At 58.5% G+C, this 15,356-nt stretch carries 17 protein-coding genes and 1 pseudogene; 6 read left to right on the forward strand and 12 right to left on the reverse strand.

What is annotated here, in order from left to right; all coding sequences use genetic code 11:
- The first annotated feature begins 133 nt into the window (after positions 1-133).
- The 3 genes from ACJ8KE_RS18255 to ACJ8KE_RS18265 all read left to right on the forward strand — a co-directional run bounded on the left by ACJ8KE_RS18255 (position 134) and on the right by ACJ8KE_RS18265 (position 2,510).
- Positions 134-973, forward strand: a complete 840-nt coding sequence (locus tag ACJ8KE_RS18255) for an ABC transporter substrate-binding protein (protein ID WP_016929612.1) — start codon at positions 134-136, stop codon at positions 971-973.
- Positions 974-1,054: 81 nt separating this feature from the next.
- A complete protein-coding gene (locus ACJ8KE_RS18260; RefSeq protein WP_016929611.1) occupies positions 1,055-1,768 on the forward strand; it encodes an amino acid ABC transporter permease in 714 nt (237 codons plus the stop codon).
- A gap of 1 nt (position 1,769) precedes the next feature.
- Positions 1,770-2,510: an amino acid ABC transporter permease gene (locus ACJ8KE_RS18265; protein ID WP_004933841.1), complete on the forward strand. Its 741-nt coding sequence runs from the start codon at positions 1,770-1,772 to the stop codon at positions 2,508-2,510.
- Here ACJ8KE_RS18265 and yieH read toward each other — a convergent pair.
- Complete coding sequence (gene yieH / locus ACJ8KE_RS18270) at positions 2,507-3,175, reverse strand: 6-phosphogluconate phosphatase (protein ID WP_016929610.1); 669 nt, start codon at positions 3,173-3,175, stop codon at positions 2,507-2,509. The two genes, ACJ8KE_RS18265 and yieH, sit on opposite strands and share 4 nt — an antisense overlap.
- 46 nt (positions 3,176-3,221) lie before the next feature.
- Positions 3,222-3,626 carry an NUDIX hydrolase gene (locus ACJ8KE_RS18275; protein WP_016929609.1) on the reverse strand — a complete coding sequence of 135 codons (405 nt, stop codon included), beginning with the start codon at positions 3,624-3,626 and terminating at the stop codon, positions 3,222-3,224.
- Positions 3,627-3,857: 231 nt separating this feature from the next.
- Between ACJ8KE_RS18275 and ACJ8KE_RS18280 the strand changes: the two genes are divergently transcribed.
- Positions 3,858-5,195: an NCS2 family permease gene (locus tag ACJ8KE_RS18280; RefSeq protein WP_004933851.1), complete on the forward strand. Its 1,338-nt coding sequence runs from the start codon at positions 3,858-3,860 to the stop codon at positions 5,193-5,195.
- A 35-nt stretch (positions 5,196-5,230) separates the two neighbouring features.
- On the opposite strand, the gene ACJ8KE_RS18285 is transcribed toward ACJ8KE_RS18280, so the two are convergent.
- The 4 genes and pseudogenes from ACJ8KE_RS18285 to ACJ8KE_RS18300 all read right to left on the reverse strand — a co-directional run bounded on the left by ACJ8KE_RS18285 (position 5,231) and on the right by ACJ8KE_RS18300 (position 8,190).
- On the reverse strand, positions 5,231-6,283 hold the full coding sequence (locus tag ACJ8KE_RS18285) for a hypothetical protein (RefSeq protein WP_033639104.1): 1,053 nt from the start codon (positions 6,281-6,283) through the stop codon (positions 5,231-5,233).
- Positions 6,284-6,359: 76 nt separating this feature from the next.
- Entirely contained in the window at positions 6,360-6,926 is a 567-nt protein-coding gene (locus ACJ8KE_RS18290) for an NADPH-dependent FMN reductase (RefSeq protein ID WP_004933859.1), read from the reverse strand.
- Positions 6,927-7,087: 161 nt separating this feature from the next.
- Positions 7,088-7,813, reverse strand: a complete 726-nt coding sequence (locus tag ACJ8KE_RS18295) for a 4'-phosphopantetheinyl transferase family protein (RefSeq protein WP_033639103.1) — start codon at positions 7,811-7,813, stop codon at positions 7,088-7,090.
- A 275-nt stretch (positions 7,814-8,088) separates the two neighbouring features.
- Positions 8,089-8,190: pseudogene (locus ACJ8KE_RS18300) on the reverse strand.
- Between the two features lie 193 nt (positions 8,191-8,383).
- Here ACJ8KE_RS18300 and ACJ8KE_RS18305 point away from each other — a divergent pair.
- Positions 8,384-9,277 (forward strand): hypothetical protein, encoded by an 894-nt coding sequence (locus tag ACJ8KE_RS18305; RefSeq protein WP_028128064.1) that lies wholly within the window; start codon positions 8,384-8,386, stop codon positions 9,275-9,277.
- 56 nt (positions 9,278-9,333) lie between these two features.
- Positions 9,334-10,455, forward strand: coding sequence for a threonine/serine transporter (locus tag ACJ8KE_RS18310; protein ID WP_079450355.1), 1,122 nt, complete (start codon positions 9,334-9,336; stop codon positions 10,453-10,455).
- Between the two features lie 10 nt (positions 10,456-10,465).
- On the opposite strand, the gene ACJ8KE_RS18315 is transcribed toward ACJ8KE_RS18310, so the two are convergent.
- The 6 genes from ACJ8KE_RS18315 to rpmH form a co-directional block, all read right to left on the reverse strand.
- Positions 10,466-11,266 carry an MBL fold metallo-hydrolase gene (locus ACJ8KE_RS18315; RefSeq protein ID WP_016929603.1) on the reverse strand — a complete coding sequence of 267 codons (801 nt, stop codon included), beginning with the start codon at positions 11,264-11,266 and terminating at the stop codon, positions 10,466-10,468.
- A gap of 147 nt (positions 11,267-11,413) precedes the next feature.
- The gene (gene mnmE, locus ACJ8KE_RS18320) at positions 11,414-12,778 is read right to left on the reverse strand and encodes a tRNA uridine-5-carboxymethylaminomethyl(34) synthesis GTPase MnmE (RefSeq protein ID WP_016929602.1); all 1,365 of its coding nucleotides are present in this window, start codon (positions 12,776-12,778) and stop codon (positions 11,414-11,416) included.
- A 96-nt stretch (positions 12,779-12,874) separates the two neighbouring features.
- Positions 12,875-14,512 carry a membrane protein insertase YidC gene (gene yidC / locus ACJ8KE_RS18325; RefSeq protein WP_016929601.1) on the reverse strand — a complete coding sequence of 546 codons (1,638 nt, stop codon included), beginning with the start codon at positions 14,510-14,512 and terminating at the stop codon, positions 12,875-12,877.
- A 2-nt stretch (positions 14,513-14,514) separates the two neighbouring features.
- On the reverse strand, positions 14,515-14,772 hold the full coding sequence (gene yidD / locus ACJ8KE_RS18330) for a membrane protein insertion efficiency factor YidD (protein ID WP_004933881.1): 258 nt from the start codon (positions 14,770-14,772) through the stop codon (positions 14,515-14,517).
- Positions 14,736-15,095, reverse strand: coding sequence for a ribonuclease P protein component (gene rnpA, locus ACJ8KE_RS18335; RefSeq protein WP_004933883.1), 360 nt, complete (start codon positions 15,093-15,095; stop codon positions 14,736-14,738). The genes yidD and rnpA overlap by 37 nt, the downstream gene beginning before the upstream one ends.
- Before the next feature lie 17 nt (positions 15,096-15,112).
- Positions 15,113-15,253, reverse strand: coding sequence for a 50S ribosomal protein L34 (gene rpmH, locus ACJ8KE_RS18340; RefSeq protein ID WP_000831330.1), 141 nt, complete (start codon positions 15,251-15,253; stop codon positions 15,113-15,115).
- Positions 15,254-15,356: the final 103 nt, after the last annotated feature.

The following is a 15,356-nucleotide window of genomic DNA, read 5'->3' on the forward strand; positions in this document are numbered from 1 at the left end:
CCCGCGCCTTTATTCCATCTTAAGCGCATAAAGATAAAAAGGTTATAAATATAGCTTTTTATATTATTTCCTGACCTATGTGGCGCTTGCTAGCTTATTCGCCAGCAGGACATCAACCACTTAGGAGCTTTCTATGAAACATCGCGCTTTGGCCTTAACGTTGTTAGCCAGTCTGACCGGCCTCGCCGCCGGCGCCGCGCACGCGGACAAACTTGACGATATCAAGCAAGCCGGCGTGGTGCGTATCGCGGTGTTCGACAGCAACCCGCCGTTCGGCTACATCGATCCGCAGAGCAAAAAGCTGGTGGGCTACGATGTGGACGTCGCCGACGCGATCGGCAAAGCGCTGGGGGTGAAAGTGGAGCTGCGCGCCACCAACCCGGCCAACCGCATTCCGCTGCTGGTGTCGAAGAAGGTTGACCTGATTGCCGCCAACTTCACCATTACCGACGAGCGCGCCAAGGAAGTGAACTTCAGCGTGCCGTATTTCGCCACCGGCCAGAAATTCATCGCCCGCAAAGGCGTATTGAAAACCCCGGAAGACATCAAGAAGCTGCGCATCGGCGCGGACAAGGGCACGGTGCAGGAAATCACCCTGCGCGAGCGTTTCCCGACGGCGAAAGTGATCTCTTACGATGATACCCCGCTGGCGTTCGTGGCGCTGCGCAACGGCAACGTGCAGGCGATCACTCAGGACGACGCCAAGCTGGTCGGCCTGCTCGGCAACCTGCCGGCGGCGCAGAAGGCGGAATTTGAAATTTCGCCGTTCAGCCTGACCAAAGAGTATCAGGGCGTGGGTATTCCCAAGGGCGAAGATCGCTTGACCGCCGCGGTGAATGAGACGCTGATCAAGCTGGAAAACGACGGCGAAGCGGTTAAGATTTACGATCGCTGGTTCGGGCCGGAAACCAAATCCGCCCAGCCGCGCGGCGATTTCAAAATCGCGCCTTTGGATCAGCAACCGAAAGCCTGATTTAACCGCTCGCGGTGAGATCGGTACGGAGGGGCGCAGCTTGCTGCGCCCCTGATGCATTCTGCAAGACAAGGATTGAACATGAACCTGGACTGGCTGCTGGCGCCGCAATACCTGAACTGGCTGTGGCACGGCTTTCTGCTGACGCTGTGGCTTTCCGCCTGCGCGGGCCTGGCGGCCACGCTGTTGGGCTTCGTGCTGGCGGCGATGCGCGACAGCAGCCTGCGGCCGTTGCGTTGGCTGGCGATGGGATACAGCTCGTTGTTTCGCAATACGCCGCTGCTGGTGCAGCTGTTCTTCTGGTACTTCGCCGCCGGGCAAATCCTGCCGTCCGCCGCCATGCAGTGGCTGAACAGCGCACATCAGGTCGGCCCGCTTGAGTGGCCGTCGTTCGAGTTTCTCGCCGGTTTCTTCGGCCTGACGCTGTACTCCACCGCCTTTATCGCCGAAGAGATCCGCTCCGGCATTCGCGGCGTCGCCGGCGGGCAGAAATATGCCGCTCAGGCGCTGGGGCTGACCGGCTGGCAGGCGATGCGCTACGTGGTGCTGCCGCAGGCGCTGAAAATCGCGCTGCCGCCGCTGCTGGGGCAATACATGAACGTGATCAAGAACTCGTCGCTGACCATGGCGATCGGCGTTGCCGAACTCTCTTACGCCTCGCGTCAGGTCGAAACCGAAACCCTGCGCACCTTCCAGGCGTTCGGCGTGGCGACGGTACTGTATATCGCCATCATCGCGCTGCTGGAAGGTTGGGGCATGTGGCGACAACAGCGTAAACCGCTGGGAGGACATTGAGATGGATTTCAGCGTGATTCACGACAACCTGGGTTACCTGCTGTGGGGCACCTGGCCGGATGGGCCGCTGGGCGGCGCGGCGCTGACGTTGGCGATCAGCCTGATGGCCGGGGTCGCCTCGGCGGTGCTCGGCACCTTACTCGGCGTGGCGCTGGCAATGTCGCGCGGCGTCGCCGCCGGGCTGCTGGCGGCGGTGTTGGGCTTTTTCCGCGCCATTCCGGTCATCATGCTGATCTTCTGGACCTATTTCCTGCTGCCGATGGTGTTTGGCGTCGAGATCCCGGAAATTACCACCGTGGTGTGTGCGCTGGCGCTGATCGCCTCGGCCTATCTGGCTCATGCGGTGAAGGCCGGCATCGCCGCGATCGGTCCCGGCCAGTGGCAGGCCGGGCTTTCTCTGGGGCTGACGCGCTGGCAGACGCTGCGCATGATCGTGCTGCCGCAGGCGCTGCGCATGATGGTGCCGTCGTTCATCAACCAGTGGATTTCTCTGATCAAAGACACCTCGTTGGCTTATATCGTCGGCGTTGGCGAATTGACCTTCCTGGCGACCCAGGTTAACAACCGCAGCATGGTCTATCCGATGGAAGTGTTCCTGTTTGTGGCGCTGGTCTATTTCGTATTCTGCCTGGCGCTCGATCTGCTGGCCAACGCGGTCAACCGCCGCTTCGGCGCGCAAACCCGCGCGCTGAAGCGGTCCTGGCGCTGGTGGCGCAACAAGCCGCCGTTGCCGGCCAGTTAATCGGCCGTCAGCCGCCAGCCGCGTTCGCGCCACAGCGCGGGCAATTGAGCCAGGTCGTCAAACGTGGTCACCAGCGGGTGATCGATCGGCGGATTATGCGGATCGGCGCAGAAGTAAAAGACCGGAATGCCGGCATTGATGCCGGCCTGCGCGCCGGCGGGCGAATCGTCCACCAGGATGCAGCGCGTCACCGGCACCCGCATCTGTTCGGCGGCGTGAAACACGATCGCCGGATCCGGCTTCCAGCGCTGAATGTCATAGCCGCTGAACAACCGGTCATCAAAATAAGGCAGCATGCCGGTCAGGCCGAGCGAGTGCTGCATCTTGCTGACCGGCCCGTTGGAGACGGTGCAGACAGGCACTGTCACCTGCGCCAGCAGCTCGCGGGCGCCGGCAATCTGTTGCAGCTCGCTGTCGAACAGCCGCGCCACTTCCTGCCGATACAGCGGCTCCAGCGTCTCTTTTTCCAGGTCAGTGCCCTGCTCGGCATTGACCCGATCGATAATCTCGTACAGCTTCACCCCTTTGTATTTCTTGAATACCTCTTCCAGCGACAGATGAATGCCGTAGTGGGCGAACATATGGACATAGGCTTTGCTGCACAGCACTTCGCTGTCCACCAGCGTGCCGTCGCAGTCGAACAAAATGCAGTCAATCTGATTCATGCGGGACAGGTTCCTTCGGGTTAACGCCGCTGAGGCGACTCAGCGATCACTTGATCAGGTTACGCGCCTTGAGATCGTGCAAAATCAGCGCGGCGACGTGTGAGCACTGCGGCAGATCGCGGCTGTCGCACCACTTCAGCTCAGCGATTTCGGCGGCGGGCTGCAACTGCCCGGTAAAGTCGGCCTGGTAGCAGCGAATGCGCACTTGGGTACCGTCCTGCTTGCCGTCCGCCGGGCCGGTGAACTCGCCGTAAAACGCGATGGATTGCGACAGCAGCGCAACGGTCAGCTCTTCGTCGATTTCGCGGCACAGCGCCTGTTCGTCGGTTTCGCCCGCTTCGCGCTTTCCGCCCGGCATATAAAACAGCGTCTTGTTGTGCGAGCGCACCAGCGCCACTTTGTCATCTTTCAGCGCGATCAACGCCAGCTTATCGATAAAGGTCGAAGACATGCGGATTCCTGTTTTAACGGATAGGGATAGAGGGGCGATAGGCTATTTTATCGGCCGTGCCGGCAAACGGCAACGCAGCGGGCGGCAAGGGGGATGAATGCCTGTAAATACAAGCCGTTGACGCGTTTAGCCGTAAAGACGGCGAAAAAAACCTGTGACCGGCGTCAAAAGCCCCACTTTTTGTTATAGGATAGCCGGCGACTGTCCATTCCCATTTTCGGAATTCTGATAATGACCAAACCAGTATCTGGCCTTGACGCTGAGCAAGGCTTGCTTGGGCGCGTGTTTAAACTCAAGCAACATGGCACGACGGCGCGTACGGAAACGATTGCCGGTATCACCACCTTCCTCACCATGGTGTATATCGTGTTCGTTAACCCGCAAATTTTGGGCGCAGCGGGCATGGATACCCAGGCAGTATTTGTCACCACCTGTTTGATCGCCGCCTTCGGCAGCATCTTTATGGGCCTGCTGGCGAACCTGCCGGTGGCGCTGGCGCCGGCGATGGGCCTGAACGCCTTCTTCGCCTTCGTGGTGGTCGGGGCGATGGGCATTTCCTGGCAGGTGGGCATGGGCGCCATCTTCTGGGGCGCGGTCGGCCTGCTGTTGCTGACCATTTTCCGCATCCGTTACTGGATGATCGCCAACATTCCGGTCAGCCTGCGCGTCGGCATCACCAGCGGCATCGGGCTGTTCATCGGCATGATGGGGCTGAAAAACGCCGGCATCGTGGTGGCCAACCCGGACACGCTGGTGACCATCGGCAGCCTGACCTCGCACAACGTGCTGCTGGGGGCGCTCGGCTTCTTCATCATCGCCGTGCTCTCTTCGCGCAACTTCCACGCGGCGGTGCTGGTGTCGATCGTGGTCACCACCCTGATCGGCTGGATGCTGGGCGACGTGAAATACGGCGGCCTGTTCTCCCTGCCGCCGAGCATCACCTCGGTGGTGGGCCAGGTCGACGTGGCCGGCGCGCTGAACATCGGGCTGGCCGGGGTCATCTTCTCGTTTATGCTGGTGAACCTGTTCGACTCTTCCGGCACCCTGATCGGCGTCACCGATAAAGCCGGCCTGACCGACAACCAGGGCAAGTTCCCGCGCATGAAGCAGGCGCTGTACGTTGACAGCATCAGCTCAGTGGCTGGTTCGCTGGCGGGCACCTCTTCCGTGACCGCTTACATCGAAAGCTCGTCCGGCGTCGCCGTCGGCGGCCGCACCGGTCTGACGGCGGTGGTCACCGGCCTGCTGTTCCTGCTGGTGATCTTCCTGTCGCCGTTGGCGGGCATGGTGCCGGCTTACGCCGCCGCCGGCGCGCTGATCTATGTCGGCGTGCTGATGACCTCCAGCCTGGCGCGGGTGAAGTGGGACGATCTGACCGAAGCGGTACCGGCGTTTGTCACCGCGGTGATGATGCCGTTCAGTTTCTCGATCACCGAAGGCATCGCGCTCGGCTTTATTTCCTACTGCGTGATGAAGCTCGGCACCGGCCGCTGGCGTGAAATCAGCCCGTGCGTGGTGGTCGTGGCGCTGCTGTTCGTGCTGAAGATCGTCTTCGTCGACGGCCATTGACAGCCAAAGGGCCGACGCCCGTCGGCCCTGAAACCCTAGACGCCCGGCGTCGCATCCGGCGCCCGATCCAGCACCCACTGCAACGGCCGCCTGAAGCGCGCCTGCCAACTGCCGGCGGCATCCTCTCCTTGGGCGAAGTGCAGCGTTTGCACCTGATTATCCTCCCCGAACAGATTGGCGAAGTGCAATGCCAGCGCCTGTTCGCTGAAATTCTGCCGATCGTAATACGCCATCACGATTTTCTTTTGCGCCGCCAGCGACTGCTGGGCCGGCTTGATCTCGCCGTTGGGGGCGATCAAGAGCGCGCCGGCATAAAACTGCGGGTACTTGGCGATCAGGTTGGCGGCGTGCAACGCGCCCTGGCCGCGGGCGCTGAGGTAAATCCGCCGGGGATCCAGCTTTAGCTGCGGAGCCAGCTGTTGCAGCGTACGCTGAATGGCGGTTTGGGTGCTCTCGTCGCTGTAATTCGACCAGCGGAAGCTGTTTTCCGACAGCATCTGCGTGCCGTTGAGCTCGATGTAGGCCACGCCCATTTCGCCGAACAGCAGCCGCTCCTCGGGGCTGATGGCGGCGGCTTTGCCGTAGGTATGCAGGAAGATCACCGTTGGCCACCCTTCGGGTGGCGTTTCGCCGTCCGGTATCGCGTAGCTGGCCTTGCCTTCATAGCGGCGAGCGTGCTGCAGATAGCGCGCTTTGGTGGCGGCCAGGATAGATTGGTAGGTGGCGGAGTGTTGGATGCTGTTGAAGGCGTCGTCCTCCAGCAGGTTGTAGTAGTACCACAGGCCGCGGTCGGCGCTCAGCTGCAGGTAGCGCTCCGCCAGCTCGGTTTGCCCTTTCTCCGCCGACGACACCGCCAGCTGGTAGGGCGCCCAGACATTGCGGCCGTCTTCGCGCATCAGCGTCAGGTACAGCGACATGGCGCCCAGTTTTTTATCTTCCTGGTTTTGCGCGGATCGCGACAGCTGGGCGTTGAGCGCGCTGTGCGCAGGCAGCTCCAGCGGTTCTTCACCGGCGGGATAACGCATGTCTGCGGCGAAAGCGGGACTGGTGATGGAAACGAAAAATAACGCTAAAATGAAAAAATACATGATGCTATGGCTTTAATTTCAATAAATTGACGGACGTCATGTCCTGTTGCGGCGCCCCGCGGGCGCCGCGAGACCTTCACTCCACGCGGCGAATAAAATCGCTGAACGCGGACAGCTGGCCGGTCAGGAAATCCAGCGTTCCCTGATCGCTCAGTTCACCGGCCTGTTCATCGACCTTGCTTTGGATCACGCCGCCCATAAACTCAGGCTTGTTCATTACCATCGCATCGAGGAACACCAGGATCTGACGCAGATGGTATTGGCAGCGCGCGCCGCCGATCGGCCCCATTGAGCTGGTTTGAATGGCCACCGGCTTGCCGGCCAGCGGCTGATTCGGTACGCGAGACAGCCAATCGATGGCGTTTTTCAACCCGCCGGGCACGGAATAGTTGTATTCGGGGGTGACGATGATCACGCCGTCGGCCTGGCGGATCTGCTCTGCTATCGCTTCGACTGCGGCAGGAAAGCCTTCACCCTGTTGCATGTCGGCGTCGTACAGCGGGATATCGCGGATGGAGGGCAGCGCTTCAATGGTGACGCCCTGCGGAGCCAGGCCAGGCAGGGCGCGGGCCACCATGGCGTTGTAGGAGCCTTTGCGCAGGCTGCCGAGTAGAGTGACGATTTTTAAGGCTTGGTCTGACATGGTGATTCTCCCTTTCGAATGAGCAGATTCAGCGTACAACATGGGCGAATAGTAGGCTAAAGCGCGGGTCGAGAATAGGCGATTGCTCAACATTTAGCTGTCTTTACAATTTAATCCAGTAACTCGTGCGGTAAAGATCGCGTTATCCGCTTTGCGCCGCGTCAACCTGGCGTCTTCAGGCCCGTCAGTTTAACGAAGCGTGAGGATGCCGCCGGGCTGCGCGGCGAGATTTCCCCGTCTTTGTGCAGGCCGCCGCGCTCTTCGTAGCGCCAGCACAGCAGGCGATCCAGCTCGGGGCTGCCGGCGCAGGCCCAGCTCAGATATTCGTCGGCGTCGCTCATCACCTGAACGTCCGGCGTGGCGCTGGAGCGCAGGTGACCGGAGAAGGGATGCAGACGTAGCGTGGATTGGCCGCTGTTGCCGAGACCGGAAATTTTCAGCACGCTTTGCCGAATGCTCCACAGCTGAGTCTCCGCCTCCAGCCGATCGTCCTGCGCGCCGATCCAGGCACTTTCCGCCGGCGTCTGATGCGCGTTCTGCAGCGCGCTTTGCCGGCTGCCGCGCGCCCGCATCACTTCGATATCCAGTCCGACTTTGCCCTCGTCGCTAAGCAGCACGCCCACGGTGTTGCTGGCATAGGCGAGGCTAAAATCGGGCAACTGATGATCGGCGAAGCAGGGGCGGCCGGTCGGCGTGGTGGCGATGGGGGGCAGCGTCGGCAGGCCGTACAGGTAGAACATCATTTCGGCGAGCAGAATGCGCCCTTGCAGGTAACGCGTGCGGCGCTTAACGGAAAAGGTGCGGGTGGCGGCTATCACTTCGTCGGAGAGTCTCTGGGTATCCAGGACAGCGGAGGCCGGGGTCCATCGGGCAAAATGACACGCCATTGTTCACTCCATGACAGAGGGTCGCTAAGAACGCAGGGGTGTTAGATTAAGACTAAGTTGAGGATTTATCATCAAAAAACACTATGCGGATTATCCGATTTGTTGGCTTTTGCGCTGTGCAGGAGGGCATGGGGGCATGCAAGGCGAAGGTTATTCAGACCTCAAATCGCGTTGCGTAACGGGGTCGTGCATAAAATTAATCAGTTCCGAAGCCAGCCGCTTTCGAATCGACGGCGTCCAATGAACCCATAAAATATCGCCTGATAAGAAAAAGTTGGCGGAGAGAGCAGGATTCGAACCTACGACACGATGACTCGTGTGGATTTAAGAAACGGTTAGTTTCTTAAATCTGGCTTAAACCACTCGCCCACCTCTCCGCGTTCGTTTGTTGGAAACATAAAACCACATAATTAAAATGGTTAAAATAACCTGAACTTGAAAATGTGAGCAAACCCACAAAAACCCTATTTATTGTGTGTGTTTATTAATTATCAGAGTCAGGTCACTAAATTTACATTAGCTATTGTTATAAAAAGTTGGCGTCATTGGCTACGAATAGGGAAGAAGGGTATGCCAGATCTCGAATTAATGCCGCTGCAAAGCGCCGATTTTTATAAGACAGCTGAACGTGTTGTTTTTAAAGAATATAAATGTAACTGCAAAAAAGGTTGGAAGGGTGAAGATCGCTTTATCGTCTACAAAGCCGATCAGAATAGGATCGCTGAGGTTATCAACAATGAGGTTTCAAATAACAACGTTGAAGACCTCATCGCGCTGGCATCGTCTTTTTTGACGGATAAGGTGGTGATTTCCGGCGGGCATACCGTGGTTAATTTGGACGATCGTTTTTCTGTCAGCAGTGAAGTGGAAAGGTCTGCGCGCTTCTGCATTGACTACATTGCCGAATCCATCAGACGGCTCAGTGTTCAGCCTGACTTCTTGATGGAAATAAATGATTTCTATATGGAAAAAAGCGATGGCAGCGAGATAGACGGCGCTAACGAATTCAGGAAGATGGCGACATCGCCGTACATTATTCCGGAAAAAATAAACGACTACATTCTGGCGTCGAATCAACGTCATGGCATTGATATCAATGCATTTTATGTCAGTGAAAAAAACATGGCGGATCGCTTTAAACGCCACATTAAAAACCGTATGGATAAAGAGGCGTATTTTCAGCGCCAAGACGGAAATGTGAAGATGACGGTGGGTGAACACACGTTCGATATCATCAAGGAAAATAAACCGACCTGCGCGGCGGGAAATGCTGCGACGTTCAGGGCTATTCGGTATCGCATTTCCCCCAATAAAATCTTTGATAATTACACGTCGCATATTGGCGTTTTTCCGCTGTGTTCACGCGTCAACGTGCTTAACGGCTATCGTGCGGCCGCGACTTTTTACGATAACTTCGCTTTGCCTTCTTTACTGGTCTTCTTCGGCAAATCCTGTTTCGAATGACATTTTTGTGCCAGCTGGCTATGCGTCACGCATAGCCATGATGGTCGAGCATCATCATGAAAATCTCACACCTGTATTGGCCTGTCACTTTCTTCTCCACGGCATTTGGCGCCGGGATTTTCTTTTTGCCACAGGCGGTGGGGCCGGGCGTGCTGGGGATGAAAGTGTTCATGCTGTTTATCGTTATCGCCATGTCGGTATCGATGATGGCGCACTATCTTTTTTTCAAATTCATCATTTCGCACCCGGAGAAAGATTTCCTGGCGGCATCATCGACATTTATCGGCGAGCGGGCAGCGGCAATCGTCTGTGTGCTGTTTATTTTGTCGATGATTATTATCGTGCTGATAAATTTCATCACCTTAGTCAACGTCGTCGCGTCTTTTTTCCACAACGGATTCTGGGTCAGGGGCGGCATTTCGCTGTTGCTGAGTGCCGCGCTGTCGGCGGCATGGTTGGCGTTTAGTCAGCGAATCGAGCACCTGATTTCCAGAATGGCACTGGTTTCTATCGTACTGGTGGCGATCCTGGCGGTGTTTTTCCTGTTACAACCTGCGGGGGGGCAGCAGGCGGTGCAGGCGCCGCCTGGCATTTCATTGCAGACGTGGCTGCTGCTGCCGATTTTTCTTTTTACATTTAACTTTACCCCGTGCATCCAACGCTTTGCGAAAAGCGCCTTACGACCGCAGGCGCGCAGTATTCTGTTTGGCAAGGTACTGATCATGGCGTTTATCGTCATGATCGTTATCGCCATCAGCCGCTTGCTGACGCTGGATGACATCTCAATCATTAACAGCCGCAATGTGGATGCGCTGTTTTATACCGCCGGTTTGACCGGCAACGCCACGGCGTGGTTAGGCGCTGCCCTGTTGCTGTGTTTACTGACCGGCGGCGCCTATATCGGCACGTTGACCGGCGTGATCGATGGCATTACGTCCTTCGGCGTGGCGGGCAAAAAGAGAATCATCGCAGGGAATATCGTTGTCTGTACGTTTATTGGCGCGATCAACCCGAGCATTATCAAGATCATCTCGGGCTGGTCGATACCCGTTATCGTGATGACCGTCTTTTTCATCCCATCACTGTATTTTTTGCTACGGGGCGGCGGCAGGCAAAAGGGGATCGGCGTCGTCGTGCTGGGCTGCGGGATCGCGGTAATCGCAACGTTGTTGGTGTAAAGCGGCACGCTTAATCCAGAACCAGCCTATCGCCGGTGGCCGGCGCGATCCCTTCCGGCAGCCATAGCCGGCCCCAGGCGCCGGTACAGTGGCAGCCCATAATCTTTTCCGGCTGATGCTGGCGCAAAAAACGGCGGACGCGCCAGAGCGTGCGCGGGGAAGCGCAGCGTAGATGAAAACCGCCGATCAAGGCGTGGATCCGATCGATCCCGGTGATTTGCTGGCAATGGCGCACGATATTCACGATCCCGCGGTGCCCACAGCCGGTCACGATCACCAGACCGCGATCCGATTTGTAAATCAGCACCCCTTCGTCAATAACGTAATCTACCGCTGCGTTCTCCCCGGCGATCACCCCGTAGGCGCGGGGTGCGGGCACCGCGATTTCGCCTGACCACATAAAGCGATCGCCGATCGCCAGCGGTTCGCGGCTGTATTGCATGCGGTGGCGCGAGTAGTCGATATCCAAAGAGAGCTTTTTGATTTTCCGAGTGTGGCCCAGCACCTTCAGCGCCGCATAGCGCTCATCGCCGACCTGCGGGTGGCAGATGATACGGCTGTTGTCTGGCAGCCAGGCGACGCCGCCGCAGTGGTCATAGTGGCCGTGGGAGAGCACCGTCGCGGTGATACGGGAGAGATCGACACCCATCAGCGCCGCATTGCGCAGAAAGCTGTCGTCGGGGCCGGTATCGAACAGTATGGACGTCGTATCATCCTCAATCAGCAGGCTTAACCCGGCCTTGGCCTGCAATAGCGGGTTGGCGCCGGCGGCGCGGCGGTTTTCCAGCAGTACCCTGAGGGTCAATGCCATGTTGACTCGTTCCTGAGAGAGATTCCTGACTGGCCAGTATAGCGCGGGACGCTGCGGCGGCTCTGTGAGCCGGCGCGCAGAGCGAGAGCGGAAAAGAAAAACGGCCGGAACAAGGGCTTGTCCCGGCCGTGAAGGTGTCTGGCGGTGTTACTTGCCGATACAGAAGCTGGAGAAAATGCGGCCCAGCAGGTCGTCGGAGGTGAATTCACCGGTGATTTCACTCAAGGCCAGCTGCGCCTGGCGCAGTTCTTCGGCCAACAGCTCCCCCGCGTAAGCGCTCACTAACTGTTCTTTGCCCTGCACCAGGTGCTGCGCCGCCAGTTCCAGCGCCTGCAGGTGGCGGCGGCGCGCCAGGAAGCCGCCTTCCATGTTGCTGGTGAAGCCCATGCTCTGTTTAAGATGATCGCGCAGCACATCGACGCCTTCGCCGGTGCGGGCCGACAGGCGAATAAGTGAGTGGTTATTCACTTCCGTCAGACCCAGCGTTTCACCGGTGATGTCGGCCTTATTGCGCACCACGGTGATCGGCAACGTGCCTGGCAGGCGCGCCATAAACTCCGGCCAGATCTCCGCCGGCTCGGTGGCGGCGGTGGTGGTGCCGTCAACCATAAACAGCACCCTGTCGGCCTGTTCGATTTCGTTCCATGCACGTTCGATGCCGATGCGCTCCACTTCGTCGCTGGCGTCGCGCAGGCCGGCGGTGTCGATGATGTGCAGCGGCATGCCGTCGATATGGATATGTTCGCGCAAGACGTCGCGGGTGGTGCCGGCGATATCGGTGACGATCGCCGCCTCGCGCCCGGCCAACGCATTGAGCAGGCTCGATTTGCCGGCGTTGGGGCGCCCGGCGATCACCACCTTCATCCCTTCACGCAGCAGGCTGCCCTGGCGCGCTTCGCCGCGCACGCTGTCCAGATCCGCCATGACGTCGTTGAGCTGCGCCTCGATTTTACCGTCGGACAGGAAGTCAATTTCCTCGTCCGGGAAGTCGATCGCCGCTTCCACGTAGATTCGCAGGTGAGTGAGCGCTTCCACGAGCTGGTGGATGCGGGTGGAGAACGCGCCTTGCAGCGAGTTCATCGCCGAACGCGCCGCCTGCTCGGAGCTGGCGTCGATCAGATCGGCAATCGCTTCGGCCTGCGCCAGATCGAGTTTGTCGTTGAGAAACGCGCGCTCGGAGAACTCGCCCGGCCGCGCGATGCGCACGTCGGGCAGCGCCAGCACGCGCTTGAGCAGCAGATCGAGGATCACCGGCCCGCCGTGGCCCTGCAGTTCCAGCACGTCTTCGCCGGTAAAGGAGTTCGGCCCCGGGAACCACAGCGCGATGCCCTGATCGAGGGTGGCGCCCGTGGCGTCGCGGAACGGCAGATAGTCAGCGTAGCGCGGCTTCGGCAGCTTGCCGAGCAACGCCTGGGCGACGTCTTTGGCCTTGCTTCCTGAAATGCGCAGAATGCCGACGCCGCCGCGTCCCGGCGGGGTGGCTTGGGCTACGATGGTATCGGTGGTGCTCATAACGGTTCTCTCTGACGATTAAGATGCAAAAAGGCGGTCTAATGACCGCCTTTGGTGTTACTGCAAGGGTCGGCGCGCCGAACCCCTACACTACGCTTAGCTTTTTTTCTTGTCGCGGCTGTGCAGACCGCGTTTTTCCAGACCACGGTAAATCAGCTGCTGCTGCAGGATGGTCACCAGGTTGCTGACGATGTAGTACAGCACCAGACCGGACGGGAACCACAGGAAGAACACTGTGAAGATCACCGGCATGAAGGTCATGATTTTCTGCTGCATCGGATCAGTCACGGTGGTCGGCGACATCTTCTGAATGAAGAACATCGTCACGCCCATCAGGATTGGCAGGATGTAGTACGGGTCTTGCGCCGACAGGTCATGGATCCACAGGGCGAACGGCGCGTGGCGCAGCTCGACCGAACCCATCAGCATGTAGTACAGCGCCAGGAAGATCGGCATCTGAATGATCAGCGGCAGGCAGCCGCCGAGCGGGTTCACTTTCTCCGCCTTGTACAGCGCCATCATCTCTTGGCTCATGCGCTGTTTGTCATCACCGATGCGCTCGCGCATCGCCTGCAGCTTCGGCTGCAGCATGCGCATTTTCGCCATCGAGGTGTACTGCGCCTTGGTCAGCGGGTACATGATGCCGCGCACGATGAAGGTGATGATGATGATGGAGAAGCCCCAGTTGCCGATAAAGCCGTGGATGAACTTCAGCAGTTTGAACAGCGGCTGGGAGATGAACCACAGCCAACCGTAATCCACGGTCAGATCCAGGTGCGGCGCCAACTGGGCCATCTGGTCCTGCAGCTCCGGGCCGACCCACAGGGTCGCGTTCAGCTGCTGCTGAGCGCCCGGCTGCACCACGACCGGCGTAGATTTGAAGCCGATGGTGGACAGGTTGTCGCCCGGTTTGGCGGTGTAGAAGGTGTTGTCACCTTTGGTCGCCGGCACCCACGCGGTGGCGAAGTACTGCTGCAGCATGGCGACCCAACCGTCTTTGGTGGTGACGCTCAGGTTTTCATCTTTGTCGAACGCGTATTTCTGGTACTTGTCCTCGCTGGACGAGTACGCCGCGCCGCGGAAGGTGTGCAGCGCAAAGTTGCTGCTGCCGGTGTCACGGTGCTTAGGCAATTCGGTGGTCTGCTTCAGCTGGCCGAACAGGGTCAGCTCCAGCGGCGTCGCGCCTTTGTTGTCGATGCTGTAATCCACGCCGACCGCATAGTGGTTGCGTTTAAGCACGAAGGTTTTGGTGTAGACCGCGCCGTCTTTATCGGTGTAGGTCAGCGGGATGCGCAGCTCGTCCTGGCCTTCTGGCAGGGTGTAGCTGTCCTGCGCCGCCTGATACAGCGGGCGTTCGCCGTTGGCCGGGTTGTCCGGGCCGTTTTTACCGGTCAGGCCGCTTTGCGCCTGATAGACGAACGACGGGGTGGTTTCCAGCAGTTGGAACGGAGTCGATGAACCCAGAGTATCCGGGTAGGCCAACAGTTTAGCCTGCTCGATATCGCCACCACGGGTGTTGATGGTCAGTGACAGCACGTCGGTGTTCACGGTAATCAGCTTACCCTGACCACTGGCTGGCACGGCCTGGCTGGCGGCATCACCGGCTACTGCGTTCGAAGTCTGTTGCGTGGTCTGTGCGGCCGGCTGCGGAGCGTTGTCCGTTTGCCATGCCTGCCAGATCATGAAAGACACGAACAGCAGAGCGATGAGAAGAAGATTGCGTTGCGAATCCATCGTTAGTGTTCTCTGTTATCGTCGGTTTTTGGCGGCACCGGATCATCGCCACCTGGGTTCAAAGGGTGGCATTTTAATACGCGTTTCAATGCTAACCAACTGCCTTTTATCATGCCAAACCTGCTTAATGCCTCAATTGCGTAATGAGAGCATGTCGGCTGGAAGCGACAACGAGGCCCTAGCAGCGGGCTGATGACGAGCTGATAGGCCCGCACCAGCCCGATCAGGATGCGGGAGCCTGGCGACAGTGGCGACGCCATAATTTATCCAAAGCTTCCGTCAGCGCGCGGTTATCCAAATCCGCTATCCCCTTTTTGGCCACCACGACAAAATCCATCGCCGGTAATTCGTGCTGGCGCAGGCGGAAGCTCTCGCGGGTTAGGCGTTTGATCCGATTACGCTCGTGCGCGCGTTTGACGTGTTTTTTGGCGACGGTAAGACCGATGCGGGGATGCCCCAGCTGGTTCAGGCGGCCGAGGATGGTGATTTGCGGCGTGCCAGCCCGTTGTGGCTGCTGGAAGACGAAAGTGAAATGAGTGGGAGTTAACAAACGTAACTCCCTGGGAAAAGCGAGCTTAACCACTCAGCGGGTTAGCTTTATTACTTAGAAACAGTCAGACGAGCACGGCCTTTCGCACGACGGCGGGCCAGAACTTGACGACCATTTTTGGTGGCCATACGAGCACGGAAACCGTGGCTACGGTTGCGCTTCAATACGGACGGTTGGAAAGTGCGTTTCATAGCGATTTCTACCTAAACTTAAAATAATTACTGATCAGTAAACGCGTTTGGCTACTCGGCGTGAAGATGACCGACGCCTCAATCGCAATACATAAAGAAGCGG

Source organism: Serratia sp. CY56464, assembly GCF_052168435.1.
GTDB classification, from domain to species: Bacteria; Pseudomonadota; Gammaproteobacteria; order Enterobacterales; family Enterobacteriaceae; genus Serratia; species Serratia marcescens.

Excerpts from the sequence above, each read along its gene's own strand:
- ACJ8KE_RS18255 (WP_016929612.1), top strand. The coding sequence starts at position 134 with ATGAAACATCGCGCTTTGGCCTTAACGTTGTTAGCCAGTCTGACCGGC.
- ACJ8KE_RS18260 (WP_016929611.1), top strand. The coding sequence starts at position 1,055 with ATGAACCTGGACTGGCTGCTGGCGCCGCAATACCTGAACTGGCTGTGG.
- ACJ8KE_RS18265 (WP_004933841.1), top strand. The coding sequence starts at position 1,770 with ATGGATTTCAGCGTGATTCACGACAACCTGGGTTACCTGCTGTGGGGC.
- yieH (WP_016929610.1), bottom strand. The coding sequence starts at position 3,175 with ATGAATCAGATTGACTGCATTTTGTTCGACTGCGACGGCACGCTGGTG.
- ACJ8KE_RS18275 (WP_016929609.1), bottom strand. The coding sequence starts at position 3,626 with ATGTCTTCGACCTTTATCGATAAGCTGGCGTTGATCGCGCTGAAAGAT.
- ACJ8KE_RS18280 (WP_004933851.1), top strand. The coding sequence starts at position 3,858 with ATGACCAAACCAGTATCTGGCCTTGACGCTGAGCAAGGCTTGCTTGGG.
- ACJ8KE_RS18285 (WP_033639104.1), bottom strand. The coding sequence starts at position 6,283 with ATGTATTTTTTCATTTTAGCGTTATTTTTCGTTTCCATCACCAGTCCC.
- ACJ8KE_RS18290 (WP_004933859.1), bottom strand. The coding sequence starts at position 6,926 with ATGTCAGACCAAGCCTTAAAAATCGTCACTCTACTCGGCAGCCTGCGC.
- ACJ8KE_RS18295 (WP_033639103.1), bottom strand. The coding sequence starts at position 7,813 with ATGGCGTGTCATTTTGCCCGATGGACCCCGGCCTCCGCTGTCCTGGAT.
- ACJ8KE_RS18305 (WP_028128064.1), top strand. The coding sequence starts at position 8,384 with ATGCCAGATCTCGAATTAATGCCGCTGCAAAGCGCCGATTTTTATAAG.
- ACJ8KE_RS18310 (WP_079450355.1), top strand. The coding sequence starts at position 9,334 with ATGAAAATCTCACACCTGTATTGGCCTGTCACTTTCTTCTCCACGGCA.
- ACJ8KE_RS18315 (WP_016929603.1), bottom strand. The coding sequence starts at position 11,266 with ATGGCATTGACCCTCAGGGTACTGCTGGAAAACCGCCGCGCCGCCGGC.
- mnmE (WP_016929602.1), bottom strand. The coding sequence starts at position 12,778 with ATGAGCACCACCGATACCATCGTAGCCCAAGCCACCCCGCCGGGACGC.
- yidC (WP_016929601.1), bottom strand. The coding sequence starts at position 14,512 with ATGGATTCGCAACGCAATCTTCTTCTCATCGCTCTGCTGTTCGTGTCT.
- yidD (WP_004933881.1), bottom strand. The coding sequence starts at position 14,772 with ATGGCGTCGCCACTGTCGCCAGGCTCCCGCATCCTGATCGGGCTGGTG.
- rpmH (WP_000831330.1), bottom strand. The coding sequence starts at position 15,253 with ATGAAACGCACTTTCCAACCGTCCGTATTGAAGCGCAACCGTAGCCAC.